General features: G+C 62.6%; 16 protein-coding genes. 5 read left to right on the top strand and 11 right to left on the bottom strand.

Annotated features, from left to right (window positions below; translation table 11 throughout):
• Positions 1-92: 92 nt before the first annotated feature.
• The gene (locus F0M17_RS14190; RefSeq protein ID WP_210416654.1) at positions 93-1,304 is read right to left on the bottom strand and encodes a hypothetical protein; all 1,212 of its coding nucleotides are present in this window, start codon (positions 1,302-1,304) and stop codon (positions 93-95) included.
• Positions 1,305-1,771: 467 nt separating this feature from the next.
• A complete protein-coding gene (locus F0M17_RS14185; protein ID WP_149597364.1) occupies positions 1,772-3,781 on the bottom strand; it encodes an alpha/beta fold hydrolase in 2,010 nt (669 codons plus the stop codon).
• Between the two features lie 254 nt (positions 3,782-4,035).
• Between F0M17_RS14185 and F0M17_RS14180 the strand changes: the two genes are divergently transcribed.
• The 3 genes from F0M17_RS14180 to F0M17_RS14170 all read left to right on the top strand — a co-directional run bounded on the left by F0M17_RS14180 (position 4,036) and on the right by F0M17_RS14170 (position 6,721).
• Positions 4,036-4,812 (top strand): hypothetical protein, encoded by a 777-nt coding sequence (locus F0M17_RS14180; protein ID WP_141357329.1) that lies wholly within the window; start codon positions 4,036-4,038, stop codon positions 4,810-4,812.
• A gap of 325 nt (positions 4,813-5,137) precedes the next feature.
• Positions 5,138-6,484 (top strand): TRAP transporter large permease subunit, encoded by a 1,347-nt coding sequence (locus F0M17_RS14175; protein ID WP_073707747.1) that lies wholly within the window; start codon positions 5,138-5,140, stop codon positions 6,482-6,484.
• Positions 6,485-6,493: 9 nt separating this feature from the next.
• Positions 6,494-6,721 carry a hypothetical protein gene (locus F0M17_RS14170; RefSeq protein WP_066141823.1) on the top strand — a complete coding sequence of 76 codons (228 nt, stop codon included), beginning with the start codon at positions 6,494-6,496 and terminating at the stop codon, positions 6,719-6,721.
• Here F0M17_RS14170 and F0M17_RS14165 read toward each other — a convergent pair.
• Complete coding sequence (locus F0M17_RS14165; protein ID WP_066141818.1) at positions 6,718-7,443, bottom strand: GntR family transcriptional regulator; 726 nt, start codon at positions 7,441-7,443, stop codon at positions 6,718-6,720. The genes F0M17_RS14170 and F0M17_RS14165 overlap by 4 nt on opposite strands.
• 108 nt (positions 7,444-7,551) lie before the next feature.
• Between F0M17_RS14165 and F0M17_RS14160 the strand changes: the two genes are divergently transcribed.
• Positions 7,552-10,464 carry an FAD-binding and (Fe-S)-binding domain-containing protein gene (locus tag F0M17_RS14160; RefSeq protein WP_246857068.1) on the top strand — a complete coding sequence of 971 codons (2,913 nt, stop codon included), beginning with the start codon at positions 7,552-7,554 and terminating at the stop codon, positions 10,462-10,464.
• Between the two features lie 71 nt (positions 10,465-10,535).
• On the opposite strand, the gene F0M17_RS14155 is transcribed toward F0M17_RS14160, so the two are convergent.
• The 8 genes from F0M17_RS14155 to F0M17_RS14120 all read right to left on the bottom strand — a co-directional run bounded on the left by F0M17_RS14155 (position 10,536) and on the right by F0M17_RS14120 (position 18,151).
• Entirely contained in the window at positions 10,536-12,014 is a 1,479-nt protein-coding gene (locus tag F0M17_RS14155; protein WP_149597363.1) for an amino acid permease, read from the bottom strand.
• A gap of 14 nt (positions 12,015-12,028) precedes the next feature.
• On the bottom strand, positions 12,029-13,444 hold the full coding sequence (locus tag F0M17_RS14150; RefSeq protein ID WP_149597362.1) for an aspartate ammonia-lyase: 1,416 nt from the start codon (positions 13,442-13,444) through the stop codon (positions 12,029-12,031).
• Positions 13,445-13,491: 47 nt separating this feature from the next.
• On the bottom strand, positions 13,492-14,487 hold the full coding sequence (locus F0M17_RS14145; protein ID WP_246857067.1) for an asparaginase: 996 nt from the start codon (positions 14,485-14,487) through the stop codon (positions 13,492-13,494).
• Positions 14,484-15,188 (bottom strand): FadR/GntR family transcriptional regulator, encoded by a 705-nt coding sequence (locus F0M17_RS14140; protein WP_149597361.1) that lies wholly within the window; start codon positions 15,186-15,188, stop codon positions 14,484-14,486. The genes F0M17_RS14145 and F0M17_RS14140 overlap by 4 nt, the downstream gene beginning before the upstream one ends.
• Before the next feature lie 68 nt (positions 15,189-15,256).
• Positions 15,257-16,285: a TIGR03086 family metal-binding protein gene (locus F0M17_RS14135; protein WP_256370214.1), complete on the bottom strand. Its 1,029-nt coding sequence runs from the start codon at positions 16,283-16,285 to the stop codon at positions 15,257-15,259.
• A gap of 48 nt (positions 16,286-16,333) precedes the next feature.
• Entirely contained in the window at positions 16,334-16,750 is a 417-nt protein-coding gene (locus F0M17_RS14130; RefSeq protein WP_073707754.1) for an SRPBCC family protein, read from the bottom strand.
• Positions 16,747-17,094 carry a helix-turn-helix transcriptional regulator gene (locus F0M17_RS14125; protein ID WP_210416652.1) on the bottom strand — a complete coding sequence of 116 codons (348 nt, stop codon included), beginning with the start codon at positions 17,092-17,094 and terminating at the stop codon, positions 16,747-16,749. Before F0M17_RS14125 ends, F0M17_RS14130 begins: the two co-directional genes overlap by 4 nt.
• Before the next feature lie 106 nt (positions 17,095-17,200).
• Positions 17,201-18,151: a beta-ketoacyl-ACP synthase III gene (locus F0M17_RS14120; protein WP_141357319.1), complete on the bottom strand. Its 951-nt coding sequence runs from the start codon at positions 18,149-18,151 to the stop codon at positions 17,201-17,203.
• A gap of 250 nt (positions 18,152-18,401) precedes the next feature.
• Here F0M17_RS14120 and F0M17_RS14115 point away from each other — a divergent pair, with 250 nt between their 5' ends.
• Complete coding sequence (locus F0M17_RS14115; RefSeq protein WP_149597359.1) at positions 18,402-19,232, top strand: metallophosphoesterase; 831 nt, start codon at positions 18,402-18,404, stop codon at positions 19,230-19,232.
• Positions 19,233-19,255 lie beyond the last annotated feature (23 nt).

Below are 19,255 nucleotides of genomic sequence, written 5' to 3'. Positions count from 1 at the left end.
CGCTGCCAGAAATGCTCAACGGCCAGCAAAAATAGATTGGGCAACGGCTATGTACGCTAATCCACGTTCTGAAGGCTTGGCATGAAGGTTTATCAGTAACCAAAGTGCCAAGCTCTGGCCCAGGAGTAAGGTAATTGAGCAGGACAACAATGCAGGCAAAAGGAAATAGTTCCAATTTCAGCGGTAGATTCAATTTTCCCGACGATGCCACCTAGAAATTTTTGCCATTTGAGCCTTTTTAAATGTTCACGGCCATTTTGAGCAATCATGAGCTGTGTTTTCGGGAAGTACTTGATGAATGTTGAGCCAGGTGCTTGAGTTCCATGGTGCGGGGCCAGAACTACGCTATAAACCTGATCTTTCCCAGAAGCATTCTTTAACCCGCCCTGTCTGAGAAGTTGATTCAGCCCCCACTTTTGTAAGTCCCCGAAGCTCAGAAATTGCATATTTTCATCTCGAATTACAAGACTGAGCTCATTATTAAGTCGCTGAACTCTCCGACGATTACTGATCAGTTCGTTCCGAATGTTTGCGGGCGCTCCGGCAAAATCATTACCAATGAAGATTTGTGGACCCGTGGTTGCGTCACCAAACAGATCATAAGACTCATCTGCTGTGTCCTTTGGCAAGTCGTCGAGTTCTAAGGCTGGACGAGATTCGAATACTTCGTCGTCTCCTTCGAAGCGGGCAAATACTGAGCCAGCATCCTCATCCGGCAGCATCCAAGGCGATTCGTAGGCCCAGTCCAAAGCCCTTTTTAGTGGTGGATATTGTTCAGCGAGCTCTGCCGTACGATTCGCAGCATCGGTAAAAACTTTGCTGACTGAATTAGGAAGTTCTTTTGGAGGCCAAAGAATTTCCCACACTGTGTCTAAGGCTTTGAACTTTCGACCCGCAAAGCCGGCGTTGCGAACAGGAGCTGCTTTATCCTCAAGTGCCTTGAAAAGATCGAACAATGAACGTTCTGGTGTAGTAAGGGCGAGGAATTGGTATGCCAGATACGCAGCTTGCACTGGTTTAGCGACGCTGGGGAACCTTGGATATATTAAGTCAATTCTTTTACCTGGCTCTTTTGACGCTTTCTGTGCAAAGGACTCTAGTCCCTTCCAATGATCTTGATCGAAGTGGGAGACAACTATCGTTTCTGGAAGTGGCGCCACTTCCCCGAGCGTGCCCCGCAAAAGCATTCCTGGTAGTTTTCCGTCTCGCTCGTGCAACGACCCACAATCCATCACCATGGTCTGCTGGCCATTCCGAAATACCGTACATGCTCCATCGCCTACGTTTACAACATCGACCCACATATCAATCCCTATCCGTTCTCAGTCAAACTCGAAGAATAGTCAGAGAATATGCGTGAAAGTTGGCACCGCATCTTTGCGACTCGAATATTGCAGGAAGATTTCTTGGCCCCCTGATTGTTGGGGGCACTCAATAGCAGTCTTTTGAAGCGAGGCCCAGCTATCGAATATTCGTCTGATGGAGTTCCCTCGACTTCCGTCTTCAAAATTTTTATAAGCTCGGCTCGCTTATTCCTAAGTTGGATGATTACAGCGGTCGTATGCGATCAATTAGGGCTTGGAATTATTCAATCGGGCCGGAGCCTAGTTAGATATTCAGTAGTTCGAAGGCAATCAGTTTTATCAGGAGTATGGATGCTCTGGGAACTCCGGGTTCGATGTCCGCAGGGCACGGCTGGCGGAGATGAAACGAGTTTCGCGGGCGCAGGTACCGATGACAGCACCCGCGCCCTGTCTCGCTCAAGAAACGTTTAGCCCAGCAGCTCGGGCAGTTCCTGCGCCTCGTTGCCCAGCACCTTCTGCGAGAGGAACTCGGTGACGACCTGGTACCAGATCTTGGCATGCTGCGGGGTGAGGATCCAGTGGTTCTCATCCGGGAAGTACAGGAACTGGTGCTCGGTGCTGCCGTCTTCCTTCTGCGGCAACCCCGAATCGGCCAGCAGCTCGTACCATAGGCGAAGTCCCTCGCCGATGGGCACCCGGTAGTCCTTGTCGCCGTGGATGACCAGCATCGGGGTGACAATGCTGCCCACCGAATGATGCGGCGAGTTCAGCTCGCGCATTTCCGGGCTCATCTCGCGGGTCCAGTAGAACGCGGCGTCGGTGGTCTTGCCGAAGCCTTCCAGCGCCCACAGGCTGGCGTGCGTGACGATGGCCTTGAAGCGGTCGGTGTGCCCTGCCACCCAGTTGGCCATGTAGCCGCCGAAGGAGCCGCCCATCGCGGCGGTGCGGGTTTCATCGATGTCAGCGCGCGCCTCGGCGGCATCGGTGATGGCCAGCAGATCCGTGTACGGTTCCTGGCCCCAGCGGCCCCAGCCGCGCTGGATGAACGCCTGGCCGTAGCCGGTGGACAGGGCGGGATCCGGCAGCAGCACCGCATAGCCCTGGGCTACCAGCAGCCATGGGCTCCAGCGCCAGCTCCAGGCGTTCCACGAGCCCAGCGGTCCGCCGTGGATCCACAGCAGCAGCGGCGCCTTGTTGGTGGCAGAAGCTGATTCCGGCAGGGCCAGCCAGGCACGGACGCTCGATCCGTCTTCGGCCGTGGTGGTCACCTCGGTGAGCGTGCCCGGCAAGGCAGGTCGGTCAACCGGGGAGCGCAGCTCGGTCAAGGCGGCGAATTCGCCCGGCTCCAGGTCGCCGGTGTGCGCCAGGTCGATGGCTACCGGTTCGGCCGGGTGCAGGTAGCTGGAGCGCAACGCGTAGGCGGTGCGCGAGTCGCTGCTGATGACCACGTCGGTGAACGCTCCGTCTTCGGTGAGCCGGGTGATCTTGTCGTTGTACAAGCTCAGGTGGAAGACCGGGGCATGGCCGTTGTCGTCCGCGACCAGCAGCAGCGAGCGTCCATTGGGAACCCACTGCAGGTCGCTGACCCAGCGGTCCCAGCCGGCGGCGATCCGATGGGTGGCGCCGTCGGCCAGGTCCATCAGCCACAGCTCGAAGACCGGGGCGGTTTCGGCGGTGGAACGCTCCCAACGTGCATAGGCCAGCTGGGTGGAGTCCGGGCTGATCTTGCCCAGCGTGTATTCGTACGTGTCGTCCGGGGCCAGCAGCATTTCGTGGGCGCCGGTGTGCAGGTCGATCCGCATCAAGCCCGGGGCCGAGGAGGCCCGGCCTTCGGGAACCTGCCATTCGGTGATCAGGAAGGCCCCGTTGGCAGCGACATCGTAGTAGGTATCCTCCAGGTTCGCGCCGATGCCCGGGGTGAGATCGGTGAGCTGGGTGCCGCTGGTGTCCTGGGGGTCCGGCAGGGAGCCGGTGTAGAAGTGCGGGGTGGACGGGCCCAGGTCTTCGTCCCAGAAGCGCACCGGGTAGCCGGTGTGCAGGATTGCCGAGACCTTCTTGTCCTTGCGGCCGGTGCGCAGTGCCGCTTCGGCCTCCAGGTCCTTGGCGCGGCTGAAGGCCGAGGTGCGCAGCACGATGCTCTGCGGTGACTGCTTGCAGATCCGCAAGGACTGCACCCCGGCCGGGTGGGAGATCACCGAGCGGGCTTCGCCTCCTGCCACCGGAAGGATCCATCCTTCGGCCTTGGCGTCTTCCTTGGATGAGCGCTTGGACACGAAGAGCAGGTCGCCGTTGGCGGTGAACTGCGGCTGCGATTCGCCGTGCTCGCCGAAGGTCAGCCGGCGTGCCGGTTCCTGGCCTTTGGGGTCCAGCGACCAGAGGGCGCTTTCGTATTTCGTCTCATCCTCGGACAGGGTGCTGAGGGTGGTGACGAGCTTCGTGCCGTCGGGGGAGAGCGCCAGGCCGCTGAGCCGGCCCATGCCGATAAAAGAATCTAAATTATGAAATGAATGCTTAGAGTGTTCCACTTCACATATCTTGCCACTGTTCGCGGCCGGGCACTACCGAATATCGAAAATTACGCGGCATCGGAACGAAAGGCCGGTGCAATTTGCAACCAAGGAGTTATGGCACAGCTATTGGAAAAACCTGCAAGGCCGTGGAGGATGGGTTCCATGGGGGAGCTCGCGATGTCAGCTGCATGACCGGATAATCGATCAAGGAGTTGGAAAAGATGAACCGTGCCAGAACCCGTCTTGGGGCGCTCCCGATGATGTGCGCGGCAGCGCTGATGCTGGCTGCCTGCCAGGGAGCCGAGCCGGAACCGGCCGAAAGCCAGAGCGCAGGACCAAGCGGAACGTCGCCATCGGCAAGTGCCAGCGCGCCGACCGCTTCCAGTCCCGAATCCAGCCCAACGCAAAGCACCGCAAGCCCGGATGCGCCAAGCTCGGCGGCGCCAGAGCTGAGCCAGGTGCATGAAGTGCATGGCATCCGCTTCTTTACCCCGGAACAGTGGACTGCCGCCGGGGATGACTGCGACGGCGAATGCACCGAATGGGACGAATGGGAGATCAAGGACGCGCAAGGCAAGCACGTGCTGACCCTGATCCCCACCACGGCAACCTCTCCGGATGGAGACATGGCGCTGTATGAACGGGAGCTGCTTGATCGCAAGGAACTTGAAAATCCCGGAGCGGATACCGGATTCCGCCCGACGAGCCTGATTGCCGAGTTCTGGGAATCGACGGACCAGGAAGACGGCGAGAAGGATTCAGGATTCGACATTGCCCTGATCGATGACGAAGAGCTCGGCAAGCGCGATGAGAACCCGGACCTGAACTTCTTCAGGATCGGCGAGCAGTCACCGATGATGTGGGTTGAAGAGGATTATCTGGAAGACCATGGTGTTCCTGACGACCCGACCAAGCAGCAAGCGCAGCAGTTCCTGGGCACCGGGCAATACGCGTTGGTGCGCGACATCTTGCTCAGCGTGGAACCTGCCGTCGGCTAGCCAAGCCGGAACATAGGAAAGGCAACAGAAATCAGGCAATCGCCCTGGCTTCTGTTGCCTTTCTTCACGCCTCAAAAAACTGCATTCCGCGCAAGGGCGCGAAAGTGGTGCAGATGCTGAAGGCCGAGGAAACGGGCAGGAGAAATTGCCGCTGAGCAGCGAAGCTGCAGGGTGCACTGGAAGCCTCTTGGCCACGACAAGCAGGCTTGGCTGTGCCGTTCGAGCGGTGTAACCAAAGCCCTAAAAGACTCCTCTGTCACATTGTGTGGCCTGTAACATGCTACTGTGTGTAGGCACACAAAGTCATAACGTGAAAGGTGCACACATGGGCGTGCTGGCACTGGGCGTATTCATCGCCGTGACAGTCATAGTTAACGTCGTACTGAAACGGCGTATTTCAGAGGCGCTTGTACTAGCGCTGATAGCTTGTTCGCTGGTCGGCGGCGCGGATGCGCTGAACCTGTTGAGCGCAGCCGTAGTTGACGGCTTCCAATCAGACGTGACCTTCGCGGGCATGGCCTTTGTGTTCATGGGAGTGATCGTCTCGGCGACAGGCCTGATCGAGCGCCTGATCCATATCCTGAATTCGATGTTCGGGCGCGTTCGCGGTGGATCGGCCTACGTCTCGACCCTGGGCTCGGCCGCAATCGGGCTGGTGGCAGGATCTACCGCAGGCAACACGGCGACGGTCGGCTCGGTAACCATTCCGTGGATGAAGGAAAATGGCTGGTCGTCCAATCGCGCCGCAACGCTGGTAGCGGGAAACTCCGGCTTGGGCGTCGCGCTCCCGCCGAACAGCACCATGTTCATCCTCTTGGCCATGCCGGCCGCCGCTGGAATTTCTGCTGGCGACGTATATGTTGCACTGGCCATTGGCGGTGCTTATTGCGTGCTCTACCGCATGATCCTGGTGTTCACTTGGGCTCGTGCCGACGGCATTCCCGTAGCGAATCGGGAGGGCATGGCGACGTTAGGGCAAGCGCTGCGCGAAGGATGGCGCTCGCTACTGATCTTCCTTGGCATCGCGATCCCTGTTGCACTGACCTTCGGCCCGCTGTTTGAATTCCTGTCCCGCCCGGAGTTGGTGGGCAAGGACTCGATGGGCTCGATCTCCATCATTGTTTGGGTTCCGATTCTCATCTCGGCGATCGCATTGATCGAGGGCCGAAAGCGGATCTTCGCGCCGGATTCGAAGTTCAAGGTGATCCTGAATCGCGAGCTGCCGCAGTTCGCCACTGTTGGTGTTTCGCTGTTCGCTGCGCTGAGCGCTTCGAACATCATGGAAGCGCTGGGCGTCGGTCCGCAGCTTTCGGATTTCCTGGGTTCGCTGGATATGCCAAAGGCGGCGATTGTCGCAATCGTCTGTGTCATGGCCGTTGTCGTAGCCACCCCGCTGTCCTCGACGGCAACCGCCGCGGCCGTGGGTGCGCCGGCAGTGATGGCGTTGACCAGCGTGGGTATCGATCCAGTCATCGCCGTGGTGACGGTCCTGTTGTGCACCTCGACAGAGGGTTCTTCTCCACCGGTCGGTGCGCCGATCTATCTGGCTGCCGGCTTTGCCGAAACCAATCCAACCAAGATGTTCATGCCATTGCTGGGCTATTTCGTGCTGCCAATGATCGTCATTGCCTGGCTTGTCGGCATGGGCTGGCTGCCGATTCCGATTTCGTAGGAGAAAAACATGCGACTCATGAAAATACTATTCCTGGTCTTCTTGGCGCTGTTCATGATCGGCGGCACTGCAATCGTCGGTACCCAGCTGGCCGGTGTGCTGTCACTGAATGGTGATCTGGTCAGCGGAGCCAAGCAGATCCTGTATCCGTGGACCTTCAGTTTTGCGACCGCGTGCGCACTGTGCGCCTTCGTGCTGCAGTATTCAAAGGAATACAAGGAAGACGAGCAGGACTAGTAGCCAGCTGTCAGTTCAGTCCACAAGTTTTCAGGGTCAAGGTCCAAGCCTTGGCCCTGAACTGCTTGTACAAGCAGTAGCTTTCCTGTCGCGACCAGGTGCTGGCGCATGGCAAGCGCAGCCGCCGGGGCATTGCCGCTGGAGATGGCGGTGATGATCGGTTCATGCTCGGCCATGATGTCACCCAGGGTGCGCTGCTTGCCTGCGGTGGAAACACCAAGCAGCCGCGTTGCGACACGAAGGCGGTTCACGATGTTGCGCCCGCGGTTCGACTGCGCGACCTCAAGGATGAAGTCGTGCAGCTGCTGGTCCAGATCGAAGAACTCTTCGGTCAGATCCGCTTCGGCGCATCGGGCCAAGCCGGCTACGATGTCATTGAGCCGCGCCGCGATCTGCGGGGTGCAGGCCTGCGCGGCCCTGAATGCGGCGGGAACCTCCAGCGCCAGCCTGAGCGAGAAAATTTCTGCGACATCCTTTGGCTGGGTCGGAATGATGCGGAAGCCGCGATTACGAGCAAATTCAACCAAGCCGGCTTCCTCCAGGCGCAACAAGCCATCGCGCACCGGTGAGCGGGATATCTTCAGGCGATCAGCCAGCTGGTAGACGCTGTAGAGGGTGTCGGTCTTCAATTCCCCAGAAATGACAGCTGAACGGACGTAGTCCATCACTTGTTCGGTCAATGTGCGCCCATGTTGGGCGGGGACTTGGAGATCGGAGGTCATGAACTGATTCTCTCATTGAAATCTCCTGCGGAGTTTTCACGTAATCAAGAAACTAAACAGTATGTAACATGTTACTCTGGTGGGACGAATCAACGAGAGGCGCTCACCATGTCAGCTCAGTCGAGCATCCAGACCCTGACCCCTGAGGCAATTGAGATGCGGGAACGGCTACGGACCGATCTGACGACTCGGGCTGCATATATTTCCGATGCCTCGATTTTCCGCCGGGTGCCGCAGGCTGTACTTGAAGTGCGCAGTGAGGCCGACATCGCCTTGGGCATCGAGTATGCCAAGGCCGAAGGCCTTTCGATCACGTCGCGAGGTGGAGGCACCTCGGTTGCGGGCAATGCCATCGGCGAAGGTCTGGTGCTGGACACCTCCCGCTATTTCAATAAGATCCTCGACATCGATCCCGAGGCGAAGACCGCGCGCATCCAGCCTGGGGTCATCTGCGACCAGCTGCGTGATGCTGCTGCGCAATACGGGCTGACCTACGGTCCGGATCCGTCGACCCATAGCCGCTGCACCGTAGGCGGCATGGTGGCCAACAACGCCTGCGGATCGCACTCGCTGGCGTGGGGCACCGCCGCGGACAACGTTGTGTCCATGAAGATCATGCTCGGCGACGGATCCGTGGTCGAGGTCAATGCCGACGGAACCAACAGCGATGAGCTTGACGGAAAGCTCAAGGCGCTGCGCGATGCGAACCTCAAGGAACTGCGCACAGAACTGGGCCGCTTCGCGCGCCAGGTCTCGGGCTACGGCATGCACTATCTGCTCCCGGAAAACGGGTTCAATGTTGCCAAGGCGCTGGCTGGGTCCGAAGGCACCCTCGGGGTGATCACCGAGCTGGTGGTGCGCCTTGTCGAGAAGCCGAAGCATACTGCGCTGGCAGTCCTGGCTTTTGAAACTGTTTTCGATGCCGCGGCCGCGGCAGCATCCCTGCGCCGTCCCGGTCTTGCCACTGCGGAAGGCATGGGCGGAGATCTGCTCGATGCGCTGCGCAGCCGCCCCGGTCAGCAGAGTGCCGGATCCAATCTGCCTGGCATGGGTGCCGCCAACCGCGGTGGCGTCGCCAAGGCCGGCGGCTGGCTCTTCTGCGAGACAGCCGGGCAAACCATCGAACAAGCACGAAGCATCGCCGATGAGCTGGTGCAGTCAGCGTATGATGCAGCGGCCGGGGCCGCGATCGATGCCGTGGTCGTGACGGACCATGCCGAGGCCCGCACGCTGTGGAAGATCCGCGAAGCCTCCGCCGGTATTGTCACCCGCCTGCCAGATGGCGGCGAGGCCTGGCCGTCCTGGGAAGATTCAGCCGTACCGCCGGAGAATCTTGCCGGATACCTGCGCGATCTGTACGCGCTCATGGACGCCCATGGACTGCGCGGCATCCCCTTCGGGCACTTCGGCGAGGGTTGCGTCCACGTGCGCATCTCCTTCGACTTGGGCACCAATGAAGGCGTGGCGATCTTCCGCCAGTTCATGGAACAGGCCGCCGACACCGTGGCCAAGCATGGCGGCTCCCTGTCCGGCGAACACGGGGACGGCCGGGCCCGCTCGGAATTGCTCACCCGCATGTACAGCTCGAAGATGATGAAGGCATTCGCCAGCTTCAAGGCGGCCTTTGACCCCGAGGGCCTGTTCAACCCCGGGGTATTGGTCAATCCGGAACGCATCGATGAGTCGCTGCGTCCCGGACCCGGGCAGCGCAGCTTCGAGCTGACGCCGGTTCATGCGCTCTCGCGCGACAAGGGTTCCTTGGTCAACGCGGTCAACCGCTGCGTGGGCGTAGGCCTGTGCCGTTCGGACGAGGGGGCCATGTGCCCGTCCTTCCAGGGCACCCATGACGAGGTCAACTCCACGCGCGGCCGTGCCCGGGTGCTTTCCGAGATGTTCCGCGGCACCACCTTGCCCGATGCCTACAAGTCCGAAGAGGTGAAGGACGCCCTGGACCTCTGTCTGTCCTGCAAGGCCTGCGCTTCCGAATGCCCGGTCAATGTGGATATGGCGACCTACAAGTCGGAGTTCCTGCACAAGTTCTACGAGGGTCGCATCCGCCCGATGGCGCACTACACCATGGGGTGGCTACCCAAGCTCACCCACTGGATGCACAAGGTGCCAGGTGCGGCATCCTTGGCCAACACGGTGCTGCGCATCGACGCGGTGCAACGGCTTGTCAAGAAGGTTGGCGGCATTGAACCGACACGCAAGATGATCACGTTCTCGGGCGAATCGCTGCAGCGCTGGGCGGCCAAGCGGAAGGAAACAGAAGCCGAATCGCCGCAGGGCACCGTGGTGCTCTGGCCAGATTCCTTCAATAACCACCTGGATACCGGGCCGGGCCAGGCGGCAGTCGAAGTGCTCGAAACCCTCGGCTACCGGGTAATCATTCCCGAAGGATTCGTCTGCTGCGGTTTGACCTGGCACTCAACCGGCCAGCTGGATACCGCGCGCAAGGTCATCAAGCACACCTTGGACGTCATGGAACCCCTGGTCAAGGCAGGCTACCCGGTGATCGGCCTGGAACCGTCATGCACGGTTATGCTCGGCCACGAAATCACCGAGCTGGTTCCCGAGGACCCGCGCGCGGCTGCGCTGTCGGCAGCCGTCGTGCCGTTCGCGGATCTGATCGCCAAGCACGTTCCGGCCGATGGCAAGCCCAGCGCCGGCTGGCCCTTCGAACAGCTGAATGTCGGCGCGGTGTCGCAGGTCCACTGCCATGAGCGTTCGCAGGGCGACCATGGCTCGTCCTCGGCCGTGCTGCGCAGCATCGGCATTGACGAGCGCGAAATCGAAACCGGTTGCTGCGGCTTGGCCGGCAACTGGGGATTCGAACCCGGACATGCGGAACTATCCCGCTCGCTGGGCGAACGCGAGCTCTTCCCGGCCATCCGCAATCGTGCGCAGGACGATGTGGTGCTCGCCGACGGATTCTCCTGCCGCACGCAGATCGCCGAGGGCACAGAGGCCCGCGGAATGCACCTGGCGCAGGTGCTGCTCAAGGCCAAGATCACCGGCTAGACAGGCTCGGAACGCAGAAAACCGGCCCGGAAGCAGCGCGATGCTGCATCCAGGCCGGTTCTGCGATCCTGCTACGGCTGGTTGGCCGGCTGCTCGTTGCGCAACCGAGCCTCGGCGATCTCGTTGATCCGTCCGCGGCACAGGTACCAGCCGCCGATGATCAGCGGGATGATGATCACCAGCGAGGCAATGGTCCAGGTGCCCACCGGATTGTCGAAGGCCATCATCACCAGCACCAGGGCAAGGAAGCCCAGGGTGACCCAGCCGGAAACCGGGGCGAATGGCATCCGGAAGCTCGGGCGATCCTGCTCCCCGCGCTTGGCCGACTTCATCAGGGCGATCTGGCACAGCACGATCATCGCCCAGGAGGCAATGATGCCGATGGCAGCGAAGTTCAGCACGATCTCGAAGGCCTTGGCCGGGACCACGGCGTTGAGCACGACGCCGAGCACTGCCACCACGGCGGTGATCACGATGCCGCCGTAGGGCACCCCTGCCTTGTTCATCCGTCCGGCGAATTTCGGTGCCGACCCGTTCAACGACATGGAGCGCATGATGCGCCCGGTGGAGTAGAGCCCGGCGTTCAGCGAGGACAGCGCCGCGGTGAGCACCACCAGGTTCATCACCACGTCCATGCCCTGCACGCCGATGGATCCGAAGAAGGTCACGAACGGCGATTCCCCGGCGCTGTAGGCCGAGTAGGTCAGCAGCAGCGAGAGCAGCACCAGCGAGCCGACGTAGAACACGGCGATGCGGATGATCACGGTATTGATCGCCTTCGGCATGACCTTTTCCGGGTTTGCCGTTTCGCCTGCGGCGGTGCCGATCAGCTCGATGGATGCGTAGGAGAAGACCACGCCCTGCATCAGCACCAGCACCGGCAGCAGGCCGTTGGGCAGCAGCCCCCCATTAGCGGCCAGCAGCGAGAAACCGACCTCATGCCCGTCCAGCGGCGTGCCGAAGATGACGAAGTAGCAGCCGACAACCAGGAAGGCCACCAGAGCCACGACCTTGACCAGCGCGAACCAGAATTCCATCTCGCCGAAGGCCTTGACGGAGATCAGGTTCATGGTGAGCACCACGGCCAGCGCCACCAGCGCCCAGAGCCACTGCGGCACCGAGCTGATCCACCCCACATATTTGCCGAAGAAGCCCATGTACAGGGCGACCGCGGTGATGTCCACGATGGCCGTCATCACCCAGTTCAGCCAGTACAGCCAGCCGGTGGCGAAGGCCGCCTTCTCGCCGTAGAACTCGCGGGCGTAGGAGACGAAGGAGCCGGTCGACGGACGGTGCATGACCAGTTCGCCCAGCGCCCGCAGGATCAGGAAGGCGAAGAAGCCGCAGACCGCGTAGCTGATCACGATGCCCGGGCCAGCCGCATCCAGGCGCCCTCCGGCGCCCATGAACAAGCCGGTGCCAATCGCTCCGCCAATGGCGATCATCTGCATCTGCCGGGAGGACAGGCCCTTGTGGTAATCGTTGTCGCCGGCAGTCAGCGCGGCATCGGGGACGTGCGCCGCGGTGGCGTGCGGGGTGGAATTATCCATAGGATTCCTTGGATCTAGTCGGTGAGGTTGGCGAGCCGCTCGGGGGAGAGCAGCTCATTGAGGTCTTCGGCTGAAAGCAGGCCGCGTTCGAGCACCAGTTCGGCCACGCCGCGTCCGGTGTGCAGCGCTTCGAGCGCCACCGAGGTGGACGCCGCATAGCCCAGGCGCGGGTTCAACGCGGTGACCAGGCCGATGGAGTTCTCCACTTCGCGGCGCAGCGACTGCTCGTCCACGGTGATCCCGTCGATGCACTTGTGTGCCAGTGTCAGGCAGCCGTTGGCCAGGTGCTTGAGCGAGAGCCCGATCGAGTGGGCGATGACCGGCTCGAAGGCGTTCAGCTGCAGCTGCCCGCCCTCGGCGGCCATGGTCACGGTCAAATCGTGGCCCACCACCTGGTAGGCGATCTGGCTGACCACTTCCGGGATCACCGGGTTGACCTTGCCGGGCATGATCGAGGAGCCGGACTGCACGGCCGGCAGCTGCAGATCGTTCAGGCCAGCGCGGGGTCCGGAGGAAAGCAGGCGCAGGTCGTTGCAGATCTTGGAGATCTTCAGCGCCACTCGCTTGAGCACGCCCGAGAGGTGCACGAAGGCGCCCACATCGCTGGTGGCCTCGATCAGATCCGGGCTGGTAGTCAGCGGCAGGCCGGTCAGCTCGCGCAGGTGGCGGCAGGCGGCCTCGGCGTAGCCGGCCGGGGCGTTCAGCCCGGTGCCGATGGCTGTGGCGCCGAGGTTGATCTCGGTGACCAGCGACAGCGATTCCTCCAGCCGTGCCCGGTCCTCGCCCAGGGTCACGGCCCAGCCGCGGAACTCCTGGCCTACGGTCATCGGCACGGCATCCTGCAGCTGGGTGCGGCCCATCTTCACCACGGTGCGGAATTCTGCGGCCTTGGCATTGCAGGAATCCTGCAGCACCTCGATGGCCGCCAGCAACGGCTGGGTGGCGAAGTGGGTGGCGATGTTCACCGCGGTCGGGTAGGCGTCGTTGGTGGACTGCGACAGGTTCACATGGTCGTTCGGGTGCAGGCGCTGGTACTCGCCCTTTGCATGGCCGAGGATCTCCAGCGCCAGGTTGGCGATGACCTCATTGGCGTTCATGTTGGTGCTGGTGCCAGCCCCGCCCTGGATCGGGTCGATGATGAACTGGTCATGCAGCTCGCCGGCGGCGATGCGCTCGCAGGCTGAGTCGATGGCCGCGGCGCGCTGGGCGTCGAGCAGGCCGAGCTCGTGGTTGGCCCGGGCGGCAGCCTGCTTCACGCGCGCCAATGCGCGGATCAGGTGCGGGTTGCCGGACAGCGTGGTGCCGGTGATGTCGAAGTTCTCCTTGGCGCGCAGGGTGTGCACGCCCCAATAGGCTTCCGCCGGGATCTCGCGGTCGCCGATCAGGTCATGCTCGGTGCGGTACTCGCCGCTGAGCAAGGTATCAGGCATGGTGGATTCTTCTCCAGTGTTCATTGAATGGGTGGGAACGGGAAACTTCACAGTGCGGCCAGCAGGCCTACGGGCTGTCCGCCGCCGAGGGCCGGGCTGGTGGCCAGCGGCTCAAGGGCCAGAGCCGCTTCGGAGCCAAGGTGCTCGGCGAGCAGCTTGGCGGTGATCGGCATTCGGGCGCGGTCCGAGCCATCGGCGATCTTCACGGCCAGCGCGCTGCCATCGGGCAGGCCCACGGCCTGGATGCCTTCGAAGCCGTCCTTGGCCACGGCGCCGGGCAGCACGCGCATCAGCTCGGTGACATCGCGGCCCTCGCCTGCCACCAGTTCCGGGTAGCCGGACATGGCCGCGGCCACGCGGTGCTCGGCGGTGCCTTCGGCGGCGCTGGCCAGCTTGCCGAAGGCGCGGGCCAGTCCGGCCAGGCTCATCCGGTATACCGGGGTGCCGCAGCCGTCGGCGCTCACCCCGCTGATCTCTTCGCCGGCCAGCTCCTCGACGATGTCCTGCAGCAGATCCAGCAGGCGCTGGTCATTCAGGTAGTCTGCGGTGTCCCAGCCCTTGAGCTGGCATAGGGCGGCCAGTGCCGCGTGCTTGCCCGAGCAGTTCTGCGCCAGCTGGGTGGCCTTGCCGCCGGCGGCCAGGTGGCGCTGGCGCTCGGCGGCGCCGTAGGGCAGGTCGGTGGAGTTGCGCAGCGCGTGCTCGTCCAGCCCGGCCGCTGCCAGCGTCGAGGCGGCAACCTGCTGGTGGCGTTCTGCTCCGGAGTGGCTGGCCGAGGCCAGGGCCAGCTGCTGGTCATCGAGCTGCAGCCCGGCGCGCAGCATTCCCACGGCGAACAGCGGCTTCAGCGCCGAGCGCGGGTAGAACACGGCCTGGGCATCGCCGCGGCTGGCGGCGATGGAGCCGGAGGCATCCAGCAGCACTGCCGAGCCGTAGTGGATGGACTCGACGGCGTCACCGCGGGTGGCGATGACAAGCGGTTCGTGCTGGGGCAGTGCCTGATTGGCCAGCGATGCGCGCAGGGTCTGGGGATCGGCGGGGGTCACTTCTTGCTCCTGACTATGGTGGATACTGCGTGCTGCACTGCGTTGAGGTGCTTGGCCATGGCAGCGGTTGCGGCTTGCTCATCCTGTGCTGCGATGGCCTGGTAGATCTCCTGGTGCTCCGTGTTCGAGGGCGCGCGGCGGCCGGCGACCAGGTTCACGGTCTCGGACTGGCGGGCCATGGCCTCGCGGATGTCGGCGACCACCTTGGTGAACACCGAATTGCCGCTGGCCTGCGCGATTGCCGCATGGAAGGCGGCATCCAGCTCCACCCAGGCGGCCGGGTCGTCTTCCTGCTCCATGGCCTCGATCAGGCCGCTGATCCGCTCCAGATCCTCGGCGGTGCGCCGGGTGGCGGCGAAGGTGGCGGCCGGGATCTCGATATGCGGGCGGGCCTCGTGCAGGTCATCGGAGGAGAAGCTGCCCAGCTTCAGCTCGCGGTTGGGCCGGTGGGAGACCACGAAGGTGCCGCGGCCGGTTTCGGTGCGGGTCAGCCCCAGGGCCGCGCAGGAGCGCAGGGCTTCGCGGATGACCGAACGGCTCACGCCGAAGTCGGCCGCGAGGGCTGCTTCGGATCCGAGTTTCGCGCCAATGGCGATTTCCCGGGCTTCAATGGCTAGGCGGAGTGCATGGAAGACGCCTTCGGCAGCGGATCGGCGTTCGATCGGCTGTTGTCCGGGTGTCCAGCTGTCTGACAGGTTCACGTGTACCAGTGTGCGACTGTGAGCCACTTAACGTCAAGTCGAGTTTTTGGTGACTGGGAACACTCAAGTCAGCGACGGAGTGCAGGAATGGAGCGCAGGAGAAAAACATCTGCATCCCCGGCCTGGCTGAGCGTTGTCCTGCCTCCAGGACGCGCTTGAGCATCCGCAGATCGGCGGTCTTCGCCCGGCGCATCATCGGGGGCCATCAGCGGTGCCAGCAGCTTGCTGAATCCCGAGGGCCGCCCGTCATTGCGCAGGTGCACCCGGGTGCGGGCGCCATCCACCGCCTTAAAGCGGTAGCTGGTGCGCATCGGGAACGGTCCTTGCGCGGTGGCCATGACCAGCAGCCGGCCGGGCACATATTCCTTGAACACGTAGGTGTAGGACAGGGCCCGGCCCCGGAAGCGGGCTTCGAAGGCGGCACGCGCTCCGATGCCGAAGTTGCCCTCATCGAGCCGGCGCGCGGTGCTGATGTTCCGATACCACACCGGGGCATTGAGCGGATCCATCGTGGAGCCGGCCACCTCGTGCAGCGGCCGGCGGATCACGATGCTGGTGGCGGCATCAACCATCGGTGCCGCTCGGGCGCCGGCCGGCACGCGGCCGGTGAAGGCGATCAGCCGTTCCAGGCTGCCGGCGGATTCGGCGATGGCCGTCTCGGGGCCGAGTGAGCCCGAAGCGCGCTGCTGTTCGCCAACCGTGGCCCGCGCCAGTTCCAGGACGTACTCGGCCAGGCCCGGATCCACGTCGAATTCCTGGCTCGTGGCCTGGGCCAAATCCCAGCCGTGGACCATGGATTCGAGGTTCAGGATGCCGGACAGGACGCTGGCCGGAACCTCTGCGAAGCCCAGATCGAGCGTGCCCTCCAGCCCACGTGCGGAGAAGGACTCCAGGGCCGCCTGCGCGAGCTGGGCAATGCGCGGTTCCGGTGCCAGCGACGGGTCATCTGCTTGTTCAGAGCCCATCGCCTTGCAAGCCAGTGCGAGGTTGCCGGCCAAGTGGTCCACGAGCTGGCTGACGTTGAACTCCGTGCAGGGGGTTGGGCGCTGCAGGTCCTTTTCCTGAAGGTGGTGCAGCACCAGCTGCAGCGCGGCCAGGGAGGCCTCGGCCGCGGTGATGGCATCTGCGGGTTCCGGCGTGGCGTTTCATTCATCGGGGACGGCATGGCCGATTTTCGCGAAGGGCACCAGGCGGTCCAGGAAGTGGTTCCAGCCCTCGGCATGGCCGGAGGGCTGCCCGGCGTCCAGGCCTTCGTGGCGCAGGGTGAGCGCGGTGCCTTCCGCATGCGCTTCCATGGTGATGTAGAGGGCGGAATCACCGGGAGGCACCGCGTCGGAGCATTCCCAGCCCCAGCTGAGCACCAGCCGGCGGCCTGGCTCGATTTCGGTGACTGTGCCTGCGGCATGGAGGCCGGGGCCCATGGTGAATCGGTAGCTGCCACCGACCCTCAGGTCCATGCGGCAGGCGACAGTTTGCCAGCGGCGCAGGCGTTCGGGATCGGTGACCAGGGTGAAGGCGGTGTCCGGGTTAACAGGGAGGATGACGGTTCTCTCGGAGCTCATGGCTGTTCTCCTGGGTGTGCCATCGGGGAAGCGGTGGGCTGCCCGCCGGCGGCCAGCTGGCTGGCCTCGGCTGCAAGCAGATCCAATTCGGTATTCCAGAACGACTCGGTTTCTTTCTTGAGCCGGGCGATGCCTGCACGGGTAAGCGAATAGTAGCGCTGGCGCCCGTCCTTCCGGGCGTCGAGCAAACCGGCTTCGATCAACAGCAGCAAATGTTGGGAGATTGCGGACCTGCTGACCGGAAAATGCCTGGCCAGCTCCGTCACCGTTCGTTCACCGGAGCCGAGCAGCTGTACCAGGCGCTTGCGCGTCGGTTCAGCGGCGACCTCCAGCACTTCGAGCATGTGCAATGCGCTAGCCGTTGCTACGCATTGCATAAGGTCTGCCGGGAAATTAACCGCAAAAGGCGCACGGGCAGATTGCCGGTGCGCCTTTCGCGAAGAAGGAAGCCTAGGGAATGGTGATGATCTGGCCTGCGTAGGCCAGGCCGCCGCCGAAGGCGAACAGCAGCGCCTTGGATCCCGAAGGCAGCGGCTCATCCGAAGCCATCAGCTTGGACAGCGCCAGCGGCACCGAAGCAGCCGAGGTGTTGCCGGAGTAGACCACGTCGGTGGCCACACGCGCATTCGGGGCGCCGATCTTCTCAGCCAGCGGCTCGATAATGCGCAGGTTGGCCTGGTGCAGGACGATGGCATCCAGCTCTTCCGGCTTCATGCCCGCACGCTCGATAATCTGCGAAGCGATCTTCGGCAGCTGGGTCACGGTCCAGCGGTAGACGCTCTGGCCGTTCTGCGCGAACTTCATGTCGTTCTCGGCCTCGATGCGCACGGCATCGGACAGCGACGGGACCGAACCCCAGACGACTGGCGAAATGCCATTGTCTTCCGAAGCGGTGATCACGAAGGCGCCAGCGCCATCGGCGGTGAGCACGCAGGTGGTGCGATCGGTGAAGTCGGTGTAATCGGTGAGCATTTCGGAGCCGATAACCAGAGCGTTGGTGGCGGTGCCTGCCGCGATAGCACCTTGGGCGATGCCCACTGCATGGGCGAAGCCAGAGCAGGCCACATTGACATCCATGGTGGCAGGGCCCTGCTCCATGTTCAGTGCATCGGCAACACGGGCCGCCATATTCGGCGAGCGGTCGGTGGCGGTGCAGGTCGCGACAACAATCAAATCGATATCTGCTGCCTTGATGTCTGCCGAATTGCCGAAAGCCATCTCTGCGGCCTTGATGGCCATGGAGTCGACGGTTTCAACACCGGTGCCCCAGCGGCGTTCCTCGATGCCGACGCGGCGGGTAATCCACTCGTCGCTGGTTTCCACCAGCTTTTCCAGCTCGGTATTCGGGACGATGCGCTCTGGCTGGAAGTGGCCAAAGGCGACGACTTTGCTGCCGGTCATGGATATAGCTCCTCGGTGGATTCAAAACTTCTCTCTTCAAGGTTAGTCGTTTTGAATGCTACTCGCTGTTCATATGCGCCAGAAAGCATGTAATACGGGGTTTTCCCTGTCTTGGATAGCCCATTTGTCCGGTAATCGAGGAACCTTGATTCTTCAGGACTTCATATGGCGTCGGCGCCCTGTTCACCTGCTGGCCAGACCTCCGGCGTTCAATGGGATGAAATGCAGCAGCCGCACGGGAGGGAAGAAGATGGAGCCTCTGACGATCATCCAATTGAGCGACACCCACCTGCAACCCGAAGGGCAGCTGCTTCACGGGACCATTGATTCGTGGCAGCGCACCGAGCAGGCGCTGGAAGCGGTCGCGTACCTGGAGCCGGATGCCATCGTGGTGACCGGCGATATCGCCGACCGCGGTTCGCCCATCCATGAGCGGGCCGCCGAGCTGTTCAACCGGACGCAGCGTGTACTGGATTGCCCGGTCATCAGCGTGCCGGGCAACCATGACCCGTTGGGAACGGTGGGGGAATCCTTCAACACCAGGCGCCTGTCCACCGGTCCCCGTCCAGCCGACACGGTGCACGAGGTCCACGGGCTTCGAATCGTCGGCCTGGACAGCGGGGGATTCCAACTGGCCCAGGGGAACCTTGAATGCGAGCAGCTCGATTGGCTTTCCATGCTCCTGGCGGCGCCAGCACCGCGCGGATCCCTGCTGCTGTTGCACCATCCTCCGGTGGAGGCCACCAATGAGGCCCGTGCCGGACGTGGACTGCAGAACCCCATGGAGCTGGCGGCCATTACCGCCGGTAGCGATATCCGTGCAATCCTTTGCGGCCACTACCACCAGGCGTCCACCAGCCAGCTGGTGAACACCCCGGTGTTCATGGCTCCTGCAGTGTCCTACAACATGAATCCATTCGCCCCGACCCAGATCGTTGCCGAGCCAGCGGCGGCATTCAACGTCATCAATGTCGGGGCAAAAACAGTGGACGCGTTCGCTGCGTCCAGCGACCAGTGCTCTGCGCTGAACGAAAGCCCGGCGCTGCCCGCGCCAGTCAAGAGTTCGCAGACCAGCAACTGACTCGGAGAACAGAACTGAGCACC

The organism is Glutamicibacter sp. ZJUTW, assembly GCF_008370855.1.
In the GTDB taxonomy this organism is placed as follows: Bacteria; Actinomycetota; Actinomycetes; order Actinomycetales; family Micrococcaceae; genus Glutamicibacter; species Glutamicibacter nicotianae.
The sequence above is the reverse complement of the archived record's forward strand: the minus strand, read 5'-3'. Positions and strand labels throughout refer to the sequence as shown.